The sequence below is a fragment of the Acinetobacter towneri DSM 14962 = CIP 107472 genome (assembly GCF_000368785.1).
In the GTDB taxonomy this organism is placed as follows: domain Bacteria; phylum Pseudomonadota; class Gammaproteobacteria; order Pseudomonadales; family Moraxellaceae; genus Acinetobacter; species Acinetobacter towneri.
This window is the reverse complement of record NZ_KB849690.1, coordinates 511293-526114: the sequence shown is the minus strand read 5'-3', so window position 1 is coordinate 526114 and position 14822 is coordinate 511293. Positions and strand designations below refer to the sequence as shown.

The window sequence follows — 14822 nt, the reverse complement described above, 5'->3', positions numbered from 1 at the left end:
CGAAGCCTAAACTTCGGTTTTATCTGCTTGATGCAATGCTTATTCAGCATCTAGCATTAATTCTGCGCTCATACCAACCGTGTTAAAACCTGCATCGACATACAGAATTTCACCAGTAATACCATTCGCCCATGGTGAGCAAAGGAATAATGCCGCATTACCAACATCTTCAATGGTCACGTTGCGTTTTAAAGGTGCAACTTTTTCATTCAGGTCTAACATTTTACGGAATGATTTAATGCCTGATGCGGCAAGCGTACGAATTGGGCCTGCAGAAATTGCATTCACGCGAATACCGTCAGCACCCAAGCTTGAAGCCAAGTAGCGTACACCTGCTTCTAAAGATGCTTTCGCCATACCCATGACGTTGTAGTTTGGCATCACACGCTCAGAACCTTGATAAGTCAAAGTCAATAAGCAACCTTGGCGTGCTTGTAATAATGGTTTTGCAGCACGTGCCATCGCAATAAAGCTATAAGCACTAATGTCATGCGCAACTTTAAAACCATCACGATCTGTAACATCGGTAAAGTCACCATCTAAAGTATGCGCAGGCGCAAAACCAATCGAGTGAACCAAACCATCCAAACCATCCCAGTGCTTTGCCAAGTCAGCAAAAGCTTGCTCAATTTCTGCATCTACGCCTACATCGCAAGGCAATACAATGCTTGAGCCAAATTGTGCAGCGAAGTCATCAACACGTTTTTTGAGTTTTTCATTCGGATAAGTAAATGCTAATTCTGCACCTTCACGATGCAATGCTTCTGCAATACCAAATGCGATAGATAATTTACTTGCAATACCAGCAATTAAAAAACGCTTACCCGCCAAAAGACCTTGTGCCATGTGAAACTCACCTTGATATATTTCGCAATATCATGCCAATTCTGAACGCATAGTGAAATTGCATAATGCGCCTTTTTTTGCCGTTTATGTAAAAACTCAATGGCGATTCAAGTGAGTGATAGATGACGTCACATGATAATCTGCAAGTGGTGACGTACAATCTTGGTTAAAAACTTGCCCTACCACTTGGCATAATGCTGTTCAAGCAAGCCGTATTCGTTTAACAAAATAATTTCGGTATCGTCTTGTTGAATAGTACCACTAATTTTAGCTTGCCATTGGCTGAACTGACTGCCGACTAGACGCAAATTCAGGTTTTCATAACGGCGCCAACCTGTGCTGACAGTTAAATTCAAACGATGATCCAGTGAGCGAATGCTCCACGAGCCATCATCCTCAGGTTGGAACAACACATCTGTTAAGGGATACAGCACGCCATTAATCCACAAACAGTTTTCGTTGCCAAAACTTTCATTCACACCAGAAGCCAGATTCAAGCCTACACGACGGTCTTCGGTATCCCAAAAGTTGCACGACAACCAAAACCATGCTGTTTCAGGGCGTAAAAAACCGCAGGTATCATCTAAAGAAGCAAAGGTGCGTTCATGGAATTGAATGGTTTGTCCTGTTTTATTAACAAAATAGCCTTCACAGCCGAGTGTGGTCAGTTTTTGGGTGTAAGTCCAACCATTAATACCTGTTGGGCTACACATACTTAGCGGGTCTGTGCCTGCACAAAATATCCGCGCACTGAGTTTAATTTCACCATATTTGGTCACGCGGATATAACGCACACCATTGGCATGTTGAATTTCAATTTGAAATGGCGATTTTTCAAAAAAACTTTGATTAAATAACGGTTGCTCATCTAAAACCGTATTACGCGATAAAAAATTAATCGCATTCCATTCCTGCACTTCGCCCGTCATGTGATTATAAATATAGACAAAACCGTGCCCTGCCCAAGCAATATCGGCAATCGCAAGCCCAATGGTATAGTGTTCGTGCTGAATACTACAAAATTTAAACTTTTTATATTTTAAGCGTTTACGCCAACCCGACAATACTTCACCATACGGTGATTTATATTGATAAGCCTGATAATCAATTTTTTTGGGAAGTTCACTAAAACGTCCATAATGCGGTTGTCCATTCGCCTGAATTAAATCCATTGAAGACATTCCCTATTGTCTAAAAACAATTCATCTTTGGTCGTATTATGCCTACAAATGCATGTACAAAAAACCCGCAGCTTATGATTTTGTTCAAAAAACTATAAAAGCATAGATTGTTTTACTATTTTAAGGCTTGAGCGTTCACTAAATATACAAAATATAAATTAATAGATATCTTCCCCTCAATATTCTGAAGGTATTTAAGCATCAGCATTCAAAGTCAGATAGGTATTTTCCCAACGATTGCCTGAAAATGAGCCTTCAACCAATTGCACATAGCGACCATGCACCTGATCTATCGCAATACAATCATCTACCTCTAAGACCCGATCGGTATGTTGTTTTTGCCAGTGCTGGGCAAAATAGGCTTTACCACGCTGTTTTGCCACCATTGGATTTTGCGCCACCACCAGTACATAACGATGTAACTCGCCAAACTCACGCGGGTCATATCCACCCAAATTAATTAAATACAGTCGGTTTTCTGCCTGATTCGGCTGTGCATCGGTAAATTTTAAAAAGTAGGATTTACCTTCAAACTCAACACCATTAATTTGCGCCCATGCGTCAATATGTAAACCTTTCGGCTCTGCAAACCAAGCCTGCTTGAGTTGCGGATAGGTCTGTTCTAAAGAATCACCTACCGCAAGTACCACATCATGCACTTCAGTATTGGCTCGCGCATGACGCCCGCCTAACATCACGATAAATAAACTGGGCATATCCGACTCCTACGCAAATTTCCTAAGCATGATGGCTTTTAAGGTTGATGCTTTTTAAGCATGATTGTTTAAAGTAGCGAGAATTTTTCAATCCTCCAAATAAAAAATCGTGCCGAATTGCTTCAGCACGATTGAATTGAAATGTAGCATGCTTTATTTCAAGCAGCTTGCGATTTACATATCGACCATTTCCACGCCATCAATGCGGGCAACAGTCATTAAGTCTTTATCACCACGACCTGAAACAGTCGCAATAATGATTTGGTCTTTATCCATCGTTGGTGCAAGCTTGCTCACATAAGCCATAGCATGCGAGCTTTCTAAAGCAGGAATAATCCCTTCGATACGGGTTAAATCACGGAAACCTTGCAAGGCTTCTTGGTCATTGATTGGCACGTAATCGACACGGTGCATATCTTTCAGGAAGCTGTGCTCTGGCCCTACACCTGGATAATCCAGACCTGCAGAAATAGAGTGGGTTTCAATGATCTGACCTTGTGCATCCGACATTAAATAAGTACGGTTACCGTGTAATACGCCCACGTGTCCTGCATTCAATGGTGCAGAGTGTTTGCCTGTTTCAATGCCTAAACCTGCAGCTTCGACACCGTACATTTTCACTTCGGCATCGTTCAAGAATGGATAGAACAAGCCCATGGCATTAGAACCACCGCCTACACAAGCTACTAATGCATCAGGTAAACGACCTGCCTGCTCTTGAATTTGGCGACGCGCTTCACGACCAATAATCGACTGGAAATCACGTACCAATTGTGGATATGGGTGTGGGCCAGCGACCGTACCAATCACGTAATATGTAGAATCAACATTGGTGACCCAGTCACGCATGGCTTCGTTCATGGCATCTTTTAAGGTTTTTGAGCCACTTTCTACAGGTACAACAGTTGCACCAAGCAAACGCATACGGTAAACATTCATAGCCTGACGTTTCACGTCTTCTGCACCCATGAACACCACACATTCTAAGCCTAAACGAGCGGCAATGGTCGCGGTTGCTACACCGTGCTGACCCGCACCTGTTTCGGCAATAATGCGTTTTTTGCCAGACAGTTTTGCCAACAGTGCCTGACCAATGGTGTTATTCACTTTATGTGAGCCAGTATGGTTCAAATCTTCACGTTTTAAGTAAATTTGCGCCCCCCCCAACTCTTTTGACCATCGCTCAGCATAATACAAAGGACTAGGACGACCTACATAGTAGGCGAGATCGCGGTCGAATTCTGCCAAAAACTGCGGATCATCTTTCATGCGGAAATACAATTTCTCTAAATCTTGTAAAGCCGCCATCAGCGTTTCTGACACAAAACGTCCGCCATGGATACCAAAATGCCCTTTTGCATCTGGGAATTGGGTATAGTCAATCACTGAGTTATTGTGATTTGTACTTTGCTGATCCACGTTGGACTCCTTGCATGAAGTTTTCTATGAGTTGTTGGTCTTTAATACCTTTTGCAGACTCAACTCCGCCACTGACATCAACGGCATAGGCTTGAGTCGTCTGAATTGCATCTTCAATATTTTCAGGGTTTAAACCACCCGCCAAAATTAAAGGAATATCGAGTTTGGGGAATTTTGACCAGTCAAAACTGTGTCCTGTTCCACCTTTGAGTTCAGGATGCCACGCGTCTAATAATACTGCGCTTGCACCTGCTTGTTGATAGCTTTTTATCGCATCTAACACATTTAAATCAGGTTTGACCTGAATGGCTTTGTACCATCGACGTCCAACTTGCTGTGCTATTTGCTGACATTGCAAGGGTGTTTCATCACCATGAAATTGCAGAATATCTAAAGGTACTTGTTTCAATACAGCGGCAATTTCTTCTGCCGTTGCATTGACAAATAAACCGACCACTTGCACATAAGCGGGAATGTGTTGCAGCAAGCCTTGTGCTTGTTCAATGCTCACATTGCGTGGGCTAGGTGGATAAAACACCAAGCCAATTGCATCTGCACCCGCATGCACAACACTGTTTATATCTTGAATTCGCGTGATTCCGCAAATTTTGGCACGGGTACGCATCGTTTTGGACTCTAATCCTGATTTTCAATCTTCATTTTGCTGATCTTGCTGTGCGCGACTTTTAAATTGTCTGTTCACACTCACAGAATCAGATATTGGGGCGAATCATTGTAATGCAATTTTAAGGGGTTGAGGGAAGTTCAGGCGGATTATTCTGCATTTCCGTTGTTTAAATGCCGAACAGACTTTATACTTCGCGCAAATGCAACGAGTCCTAGCTTTGAGCTTTAGGGAAGTTGGTGAAAGTCCAACACTGCCCCCGCAACGGTAACCATGAAACGTATATCTGTTTAAATGAGATGATTTACACCACTGTATGAACAATATGGGAAGGTGGATATACAGCGAAGCAATCATTGATTAAAAGATGCTTGGCACATTGAAGTCCGGAGACCTGCTTGTTGTGCCCTTAACTCAATCATTCACGTGGGGTGAATGTATGGAGCAAAGTCATGTCTACTCTTTTTCAGCCTACTGCTTTAGTGGGCGCAATTGCGCTTGCAATGGGTTTTTCAACTTCAGTTTTTGCTGCAGAATCGCAAGATCAGCGTGTGGTGAATGCTGCTTTAGATACGCTTGTTGTTACTGCTTCACGTAGTGAACAAAATATTAAAGATGTGCCTGCACGGATTAATGTAATTGATCAAAATAGTATTGAGCGTAATCCTATTCTAAATTTGTCAGATGAAGTACAAAAAGACCCTAGTGTTTTTATGAAACAATATGGTGGCATGGGACAAACTACAGAAATTTCAATTCGTGGTACAAAATCCAACCATACCCTTGTTCTTAAAGATGGTGCCCGTTTAAATAGCCAAAACCACTTTAGTGCTCTTTTCCCGACATTTATCGATACCTCTGACCTAAAACAAATTGAAATTCTAAAGGGTCCAGCATCAGTACAATATGGTACTGATGCCATTGGTGGTGTTGTACAAATGATAACAACAACTCCAACCCAAAATTCTGGATTTATTACTGGTATTTATGCAGAAAATAAAACATATAAAACTATTATTGGTAGTGATCTTGTACAGGATAATTTTTATGCACAGATTAGAGGCCAACGTCTAGAAACGGATGGAACAAAAATTCTCGACTATCAAAATAAAAGCCAAAAAGCGAGTTATGATCAAAAAGGATACAGTGCAAAGGTCGGATACGATAATAAAGATAATATAAAAGCGAATATTGCTATTAGCCAAAATGAAGGAACGAACCAGTTCTATGATTGGGCAACTAGTCAAAATAAAGCTAAACGTTTTTTTGAAAATCGTTTAATCAACGTAAATACTGAATTTGATCTTCAAGATAACCTAACACTTTCTGCAAGACTTTCTAACTTTATAGATAATCAATATGTCTTAGACAGCGAACCTGGTCATTTTGACACAGAAAACAAAGAAGGGGATTTAAATCTTCGATGGTCATTAACACCGCAGCAAAGTATTTTATTAGGTAGCACTTATCTAAAGTCCAACTTTGAAAGCAAATCTATAAAAAATGAAAAACAGGATATAGATTCAGTTGGTTATTATTTACAACATCAACATAAATCTGAAAAATTAAATACACAAGTAGGCATTCGCACCGAAGATAATGAATTGTTTGGAACACATACTGTTGGACAAGGCGCTATTCGCTATCAAATTTTACCAACCACAAGCATTTATGCAAATATTGGCTCTGCATTTAAAACGCCATCTTTGACAGAGTTATATTATTTTGTAGAGGGTTCTTATCCAACTTATGGTAATCCCAATTTAAAACCAGAAAAAAGTATGGCCTATGAAATTGGTGTAGATCAAAAAATAAATAACCAATTAACAGCATATTTTTCTACCTATCACACTCGCATTAAAAATCTTATTGTTACCAACTATCTTGGGCAAAACAAATCAAGCTTTGCCAATATAGAAAAATCTGAAGTCAATGGTGGTGAAATTGGCTTTAAATGGAAAGAGCAAGATATCTTCTTAACCACTGAATATGCCTATGCAGATTCAAAAAATAAGAAAACCAACAATAATATTGCATACCGACCAAAACAGACCTTTACTCTATCCACCGGTCTAGAAAATGCCTCTTATGGAGTGAGTGCTTCTGTAATTGCACGTTCAGACATTTATGCCGATCATGCAAACAAAGTTAAAGTACCTGGTTATGCTACAGTTGATTTAAATATGTACTGGAATATTAACCCGAATATTAAGGTTTTTAGCAATATTCAAAATATCGGAGATGTTGAATACAAAATTGCAGATAACTTTAGTGATGGTTGGTACATCAACGGCGGTCGCCTCGCTTCAGCAGGTGTAACTTTCCGCTACTAAAACCCGCATAACAACAAAAACTTTAAAACAGCGCAGTTTATGGATAATGTAATGACCGACATTATCCTTTTTTATTGCGCCAGCTTTTATTTCTTACAACCAAGTAAACGCAACTTTCACTTTCAAACAAGGAACGATCATGGGCCACCGTTTAAGCAAAATCTACACCCGCACAGGCGATTCAGGCACAACAGGACTGGGCGATGGCTCACGTGTCGCCAAAGACGACTTACGCATTCATGCACTGGGCGATGTCGATGAACTCAATGCCTGCATAGGCGTATTGCGCTCACAAATTACACATAGCAACATTCAAGACAAAAACACTTGGGACAAATCGCTTAGCCTGATTCAGCACTGGCTATTCGATTTAGGCGGTGAAGTCTGTATCCCCAATTACCATCTCGTACAACCACTTGCGATTGAGTTCCTAGAACAAGACATTGACCGCATGAATGAAAGCCTGCCAATGCTCAAAGAATTTATTCTGCCTGCAGGTACATTGGCATGCAGTTATGCACATCAAGCCCGTGCCGTATGTCGTCGTGCAGAACGTAGTTTAATGACCGTACACAACCGTGATCAAAATATTCAGGCACCATCTTTGCAATTACTGAACCGACTGTCTGACTGGCTATTTGTGGCATCTCGCAGCTTGCAACGTGCCGAAAGAGGCAGCGAAGTGTTATGGCAAAAGAACATCAACGACAGTATTGGTAACTGACATCACACTCTAGAATCGGAAACTAAAATAAAGCCCTGATTTTGCATCTAAAAAATCACGTCGGATGCTGCTTGAAATTTCACACCATCCGACCAAAATAAGAAATGTCATCTCTTTGTCACGTCGTACTTGCAAAATGAAAGCAAACTTTCAATTCATGGGCACATTATGCGCATAATTGGTCATCGCGGTGCGCGTGGCGAAGCACCTGAAAACACGCTTGGTGGTTTTGAATATATTCAAAATATTGGTATTCGTGCCGTCGAATTTGATGTGCGTCAACTCAAAGACAATGCCTTAGTGGTTATGCATGATGATCAATTCATTCGCACCACAGGACAAGACAAAGCACTGTATGAATGTAGTCTGGAAGATTTAAACCATTACAATCATGCGGTGATGTGGTCGGACTGGAATAAAGTCGAAACCACGCCCCTACTCAATCAAACCATGACCATTATTCAAAATTTTGATCATATTGAAGTAGAAGTCAAAGCGGTCAACTCGCATGCCGCTGCCGAAAAAATTACCCAAAGTTTAGAGCAACATTTGAAGGGTTTTGAACACAACGCCATCATCACCAGTTTTGATCCGAAAATTCACTGGGCTTTGCAACAACAAAAATCACGCTTTAAACGCGGTTTATTGGTTGAAGATGATCTGCAATATCAAGCCATTGATCAGGCTTTAGAATTAGGTTGTTGCCAAATTGGTTGGATGAACGAACTCGCAACCGGTGCGCTCATTCAAGCCACACAACAGGCCAAACTGAATATCAGCGTTTGGACAGTCAACCAGATTGAACGCGCCAAACAGCTTAAAGATTTAGGGATTCAGGGTTTAATTACCGATTATCCTAAACTGATGATGCAACACTTGTAAGCGGTAACCTTAAGCATATTGATGAATAAATAAATGATTTATCGTGCTTGTTTGGCTACCGTATATCATATTTCCGTAAAATCTCGCAGATACCATTATATTCTGTTACCACCCAGTACAATACAACTGTACAATAATGCTGTGATCGTGAATACGCTCATGCTAATATGCGAAAAAATTAATCCCTAAAAAATTTAATACTATGATTTCAATCTATAGATCGGTCATAGCGTTATAACGGATTAAGCGTCCATTTATACCTCCCAAGGTTCTAGGAGTGCTGTTGGAGATGAATGCTCCCTTACCCAAAGCCCCAATCAACTGGATTGCCATCTTTGCACTGGTTTTCTTACCTATTGTTGCAGTGATCGCGATTCCTTGGTATGCCTATCACCATGATTTTAGCTTAGCCGCTTGGATCAGCATGTTTGTATTACTTGGCGTAAGTAGCTTGGGTATTACAGCAGGTTATCACCGTTTATGGGCACACCGTGCTTATGAAGCTACCCTTCCCTTGAAAATCATTTTAATGATTATGGGAACATTTGCCGTTCAGAACAGTATTTTGTTCTGGGGTTCAGGTCACCGCACCCATCACCGCCATGTTGATGATGTCGAAAAAGACCCATATTCAATTAATAATGGTTTTTGGTTTGCGCACATGGGCTGGATGCTACGTGACTACCCTGCCGCAGAGCCAAACTTTAAAAATGCGCCAGATTTGTTAAATGACAAGTTGGTGATGTTCCAACACAAATACTATATTCCGCTCGTAATTGCAGTTCACGTTGGCATTTTGGTGCCAATTGGTTGGGCTGTGGGCGATATGTGGGGCGTGTTGTTATTGGGCGGTTTAATGCGTCTGATTTTAAGCCACCATGTTACCTTCTTTATTAACTCGCTGTGCCACATGTGGGGTTCGCGTCCTTATACTGACGAAAATACCGCGCGTGATAACTTCTGGTTAGCAATTGCCACTTGGGGCGAGGGCTATCATAACTATCACCACATTTTCCAATATGATTATCGTAATGGCGTAAAATGGTGGCAATATGACCCAACCAAATGGTTAATTTGGACATGCTCGAAGTTAGGCCTAGCGAAAAACTTGCGTCGTATTCCAAGCTTTAATATTAAAAAAGCAGAATTGGCGATGCGTTTTAAATATGCAGAACAAGACTTAGCGGTCTATGGTCACAATGTGAACGATGACATTGGTCAAGTTAAAAGCCGTATTGCGCAAGAATATGATGCCTTTACTCAAACTCTGAACGATTGGGCAAAGTTAAAAGAGCAAGAAATTCAGGCGAAAAAAGCGTCTGTAGCTGAAAAAATTCACCAAATGGATGACAAATTAAAAGTTGAATTCCAGTTGGTTGAACAGCGTCTTTCACATCATCGTGAAACCTTGAACTTGCTGATGCGCAACCTAAAAAAGAATCCTGTATCTGAATAAACCTCTGTTCTGATGCACTGCGAAAGCCCTGACCTGTTCAGGGCTTTATGCATTGTTAGGCTACAGTTTTTAAAGTCTAAGTTTGCTATAGTGAAACTCACTTTGTGCCAAGCGCTTCATCATCATGCAATTTAATCCGCGTTATCCGACCCTGCCCGCCCGTCTTTATCACATGCAGCAGCCTCTACCTTTAAAAGGTGCAAAAGCAGGACACTTTAATGCTGCATTGGCAAAAGAACTACAATGGACAGCCGAAGAACAACAGCAATGGGTTGAAATTTGCAGCGGACAAACCACGTTTAAAGAATTTCCTGCTTTGGCAATGGTCTATGCAGGACATCAATTTGGACAGTGGGCAGGTCAATTGGGAGATGGACGCGGTTTACTCATTGCGCAAGTTTTGGACACACAACAACGTACCATTGACCTGCATTTAAAAGGTGCGGGGGCAACGCCTTATTCTCGTATGGGCGATGGACGTGCAGTATTACGTTCCGTGATTCGTGAATATTTGGCAGGTCATGCTTTAAATGCGCTGGGTGTGCCATCAAGCAATGCCGTTGGATTTACCTCATCTACTCAAGGTGTACAACGTGAAAAATTAGAACTTGGCGCAATGCTATTACGCACATCAGACTGTCATATTCGCTTGGGACATTTTGAATGGATCAATCAGTATCAACCTGAATTACTGCCTGAATTTGTGCAGAAGTGTATTGAATGGCACTACCCAGAATGCTTGGCAACCGAACAGCCGATACTCGCTTTTGCTACGAAAGTCATTCAACGTACCGCTGTCATGATTGCAAAGTGGCAACTGGTCGGTTTTGCGCATGGCGTGATGAACACCGACAATTTAAATATCACAGGTTCAACTCTCGATTTCGGTCCTTATGGCTTTATGGAGCGTTTTCGTCCTAACTGGATCAACAATCATTCGGACTATCAAGGACGTTATACCTACCAACAACAACCCAGCGTAGCACACTGGAATTTATGGGTCTGGTTAAATAATTTAATTCCGCTTGAGCAAAGCCCTGATCAAAAAGAACACTGGAAACAAGCACTGGCAGCATGCTTAGAACATTTTGAACCCACTTTTTTGGAGCATTATAAACTCGGTTTATGTGAAAAAATGGGACTGCCAAGCTTCCATAAAGACAGTTTTGACTGTGCAACCAATTTCTTACACATTTTGCAAAGTGAGCAACTGGATTACACCCAAAGTTTTATCCGCCTACAAAATAAACAATACACAGAAATATTGGATGATTGTTTAGATCGTCGTCAGTGGGAAAGCTTTTTGGCACAGTATTTACAGATTCGTGAACATCAAGATACTGATGCTTTAGATGCCGCCATGCAACAGGCCAACCCGCACTATATTTTACGCAATCACATGGCACAAAAGGCAATTGAGCAGGCAGAACGCGATGATTTTTCAGAAGTTGAGCGTTTATTTACCTTGCTCAGCCAACCGTATAGCAAACAGCCTGAGTTAGAACAGCCTGAAGATTTAGCACCCTTGCCAAGTGATGTACCCGAAGTGATGGTGAGCTGCTCATCTTAGTGCTATTTTTAAGCAATAGGACGTTTAAAACTCCAGCAAAGTTATACACATTTTCTGTGGATAAAGATGTGGTTATCCACAGGATAAACGTTTAAGGTGAAGATGAATGGCACAAACACAGAAATCACTGCATCAACTGGCTACCAATGCCGCAGAAAAATTACCAGAAGTGAGCTTAAGCGAGCCTTTTGGCGATGGCTGTTTAGTGCATAAGGTATTTGATAAAGTGTTTATGCTGAGTCTGTATTTAAATGGTCATGCCATCATCAATCTAAAAGTTCAGCCTGAACATGGTGCCATGCTACGCGATTTCTATCCGTATATCCGTGCAGGTTGGCACATGAACAAACAGCACTGGATTTCAATTTTTGCAGATGAGGACTTAGATGCACAACTGGTGCAAGATTTGGTCTTAAATTCTTATGAGCTGGTAGTCGCAAAATTAAAGAAAGTAGAAAGACAACGGATTGAGCTTTTGCGTAGTGCAACTTGAGTCAATAAAAATTTTTTAAAGCTATTTGCTCTGCACTTTTTCAACATAATATCTAACTAAGAAAACAAAAGCGAATCTTCCAAGATTCGCTTTTTCTATACCTGAGACTTACTCTTCTGGATACTCAAAGCGATAACCTACACCATACACCGCCTGAATCCACTCATGTCTATTACCTGTTTCGGCAGCTTCAGTAATTTTACGGCGCAAGTTTTTAATGTGGCTATCAATCACCCGATCTGCCACTTCAAAACTGTCAGGGTTAATATGATCTAACAATTGCGCACGTGAATACACCTGCCCAACATGCTCTAAAAACAATTCCAATAAACGGAATTCGGTTGGGGTCAAATTCAAGGTTTTTTGCTGATACCAAATACGCTGCTGTGCTTTATCCATACGGAATAAATCATTACTTTCTGGCTCATTTTTACGTTCCAGACGGCGCAATACTGCCTGCACACGAGCCACCAACTCTTTCGGGCTAAAAGGCTTACATACATAATCATCTGCGCCCATGTTCAAACCTAGCACCCGATCAATTTCCTCAGTACGTGCCGTGACCATAATAATAGGCACATCAGACTGTTCACGCACTTTGCGGCAAATGGTCAAACCATCCATACGAGGAATCATCAAGTCTAAAATCATCAGGCTTGGTTTACGCTGCAAAAAGCTGTCATAGGCCTCTTGTCCATCATGAAACATACTGACTTCAAATCCAGCAGCTTCTAAATAATCTCGCACCAATTGGGCAAGTTCAATTTCATCTTCAACCAGCAAGATATGTTTCATGCACGATTCCTTAAAGTCCTTCAAGATTTGATTTTTGGAAAACTTAATTTGCAGCGTAAACCACCCAACGGTGAATGTGCAAAACTTAACTCTCCGCCCAATGCTTTGGCAATTTTGACCGATAAAGCCAGACCTAAACCTGTCCCACCTGTGGCGCGTGTACGTGAATCATCGGCACGATAAAAACGCTCACCCAAACGTGCCAATTGTTCATCACTTAAACCAAACGGACTGTCATCTACATACACTGTCCATTCTGTTGCACTTTGACTGGTGTGAATATGCACCTGCCCACCCGCTTCGGTATAACGAATACTATTACTGAGCAAGTTGAGCATAATTTGTTTAAAACGGTCTATATCCAATTGTAATTGCGTGCCTTCACCCGACACGATCAAGTCCAACTGCGCCTGTTCAAATTTCGGCTTAAAGCTTTCGATTTCCTGCTCAATCACTTGCCATGGATCAATGCTCGAGAAATAGCATTTCAGCTGCATGGCTTCGGCTTGCGCCAAGTCCGATAAATCCTGTGTGAGTTTTTTCAGATTATTGACCTGATGCATCATCGCAGCCAAATGCTCTGGTGTGGCTTTGCGGATACCATCTTGCATGGCTTCAATTTGCGCCTGCAACACCGCCAATGGCGTTTTTAATTCATGCGAAGTATCTGCCACCCACTGACGACGTGAAGTTTCATGTTGATCTAAAATCACCGCCAAATGATTCAATTCGGTAGATAAATCACCCAACTCATCATTACGATTGACCTTGACCTGATGCTGATAATGGCCTTTGGTTAATTCACGTGTGCCATTTAATAAGCGCTGAATTGGCTTTTTAAAATAGGTCGCCAACAATAAGGCAGCAATCAAGCTCGCCAAAATACTTAAAGCATAAGCCAATAATAAATAACGAGTTTGTTTACTAAAAAAATTAATACTTAAAGCATCTTCCTGATCTAACACAGGTTTTAAGCCCAGATAACCCACGATTTTTTCACCGACCATAATTGGACGAAAGGAAATTTGAGTTTCAGCAGGCTCTCCCACTACAAATTGCCGCTGGGCATCATATAAAGATAAGCGTGAACTCAAGCCTAAACGGTCAGGCATCGAAATAAATTGTTTTTTTCCAGATGATTCTGTCGTGTTTTGGTGTCCTTCATTTTTACGATCAGGACGGAAAGCATTCTGATTGGCACTCAAAGGAAACACTAAACCTTCAAATGGCTGAAATTGTGAAGGTAAATTCAGCTCTAACCAGCGAAGTTCTTCCGCATTGGCTTGTCGTTTGCCTGGCTCAGGCTCGACTACACTTGAGTTTACATTGGCGAGGGTGTGTTCCTGAAAATAACGCTGCTGCAAAGCAATGTCATACTGACGACGTAACCACCACCGCGATAAACGGTCATAATCATCGGGCGCAGCTTCACCTTCAATTTGGAGAATTTGCGCCTGAATGGCGTTGCCCCAATCGTGATATACCGCATAGACTTCTGCCAAGTTTTGAATGACTAAGTCCAGCTTTTGCATTTCGACATCAGCCACGTATTTACTGAAATTACGCTGCATATTGACATGCAATACCCCCAAACTGACCGTGGTGATCAGTAAGGTCGTCAGCAGCACTGTGAGAAACAGGCGTAATGCGATGGGAATACGGCGAATTTTCAAAAGCGCAATCTCAGCTTTTCTTATTGATTTTGAGCATTGTAACCAACAGTGCTAGAAAAAACTCTCCATTGTTTCTTCATCTTTATTATTTAATCTTAACTGAGTGAAG

13 protein-coding genes and 1 riboswitch are annotated in these 14822 nt (G+C 41.4%); of the genes, 6 read left to right on the top strand and 7 right to left on the bottom strand.

Going from position 1 to position 14822, the window contains the following annotated elements:
• Positions 1-39 precede the first annotated feature (39 nt).
• The 5 genes from F947_RS09760 to F947_RS09740 form a co-directional block, all read right to left on the bottom strand.
• Complete coding sequence (locus tag F947_RS09760; protein ID WP_004975071.1) at positions 40-846, bottom strand: enoyl-ACP reductase FabI; 807 nt, start codon at positions 844-846, stop codon at positions 40-42.
• Positions 847-1025: 179 nt separating this feature from the next.
• Complete coding sequence (locus F947_RS09755) at positions 1026-2018, bottom strand: DUF2804 domain-containing protein (protein WP_004975070.1); 993 nt, start codon at positions 2016-2018, stop codon at positions 1026-1028.
• A gap of 203 nt (positions 2019-2221) precedes the next feature.
• The gene (locus F947_RS09750; protein WP_004975068.1) at positions 2222-2743 is read right to left on the bottom strand and encodes a DUF1543 domain-containing protein; all 522 of its coding nucleotides are present in this window, start codon (positions 2741-2743) and stop codon (positions 2222-2224) included.
• A gap of 174 nt (positions 2744-2917) precedes the next feature.
• Positions 2918-4162 carry a tryptophan synthase subunit beta gene (gene trpB, locus F947_RS09745; RefSeq protein ID WP_004975067.1) on the bottom strand — a complete coding sequence of 415 codons (1245 nt, stop codon included), beginning with the start codon at positions 4160-4162 and terminating at the stop codon, positions 2918-2920.
• Positions 4134-4787, bottom strand: a complete 654-nt coding sequence (locus tag F947_RS09740) for a phosphoribosylanthranilate isomerase (RefSeq protein ID WP_004975062.1) — start codon at positions 4785-4787, stop codon at positions 4134-4136. Before F947_RS09740 ends, trpB begins: the two co-directional genes overlap by 29 nt.
• A gap of 192 nt (positions 4788-4979) precedes the next feature.
• A riboswitch (cobalamin riboswitch) is annotated at positions 4980-5203 on the top strand.
• 36 nt (positions 5204-5239) lie between these two features.
• Here F947_RS09740 and F947_RS09735 point away from each other — a divergent pair.
• The 6 genes from F947_RS09735 to F947_RS09710 all read left to right on the top strand — a co-directional run bounded on the left by F947_RS09735 (position 5240) and on the right by F947_RS09710 (position 12245).
• Positions 5240-7120 carry a TonB-dependent receptor plug domain-containing protein gene (locus F947_RS09735; protein WP_004975058.1) on the top strand — a complete coding sequence of 627 codons (1881 nt, stop codon included), beginning with the start codon at positions 5240-5242 and terminating at the stop codon, positions 7118-7120.
• A gap of 139 nt (positions 7121-7259) precedes the next feature.
• Positions 7260-7844, top strand: coding sequence for a cob(I)yrinic acid a,c-diamide adenosyltransferase (locus F947_RS09730; protein WP_004975056.1), 585 nt, complete (start codon positions 7260-7262; stop codon positions 7842-7844).
• A gap of 168 nt (positions 7845-8012) precedes the next feature.
• Positions 8013-8726 carry a glycerophosphodiester phosphodiesterase gene (locus tag F947_RS09725; RefSeq protein ID WP_004975054.1) on the top strand — a complete coding sequence of 238 codons (714 nt, stop codon included), beginning with the start codon at positions 8013-8015 and terminating at the stop codon, positions 8724-8726.
• Between the two features lie 289 nt (positions 8727-9015).
• Positions 9016-10182 (top strand): acyl-CoA desaturase, encoded by a 1167-nt coding sequence (locus F947_RS09720; protein ID WP_004975053.1) that lies wholly within the window; start codon positions 9016-9018, stop codon positions 10180-10182.
• 124 nt (positions 10183-10306) lie between these two features.
• Positions 10307-11752 carry a protein adenylyltransferase SelO gene (locus F947_RS09715; protein ID WP_004975052.1) on the top strand — a complete coding sequence of 482 codons (1446 nt, stop codon included), beginning with the start codon at positions 10307-10309 and terminating at the stop codon, positions 11750-11752.
• A 106-nt stretch (positions 11753-11858) separates the two neighbouring features.
• Positions 11859-12245 carry an MmcQ/YjbR family DNA-binding protein gene (locus F947_RS09710; RefSeq protein ID WP_004975051.1) on the top strand — a complete coding sequence of 129 codons (387 nt, stop codon included), beginning with the start codon at positions 11859-11861 and terminating at the stop codon, positions 12243-12245.
• A gap of 108 nt (positions 12246-12353) precedes the next feature.
• Here the strand turns inward: F947_RS09710 and F947_RS09705 are convergent, their stop codons facing one another.
• Together F947_RS09705 and baeS are read right to left on the bottom strand one after the other, a co-directional pair.
• Positions 12354-13040 (bottom strand): response regulator, encoded by a 687-nt coding sequence (locus F947_RS09705; RefSeq protein WP_004975050.1) that lies wholly within the window; start codon positions 13038-13040, stop codon positions 12354-12356.
• Between the two features lie 20 nt (positions 13041-13060).
• Entirely contained in the window at positions 13061-14713 is a 1653-nt protein-coding gene (baeS, locus tag F947_RS09700; protein WP_004975048.1) for a sensor histidine kinase efflux regulator BaeS, read from the bottom strand.
• Between the last annotated feature and the right edge of the window lie 109 nt (positions 14714-14822).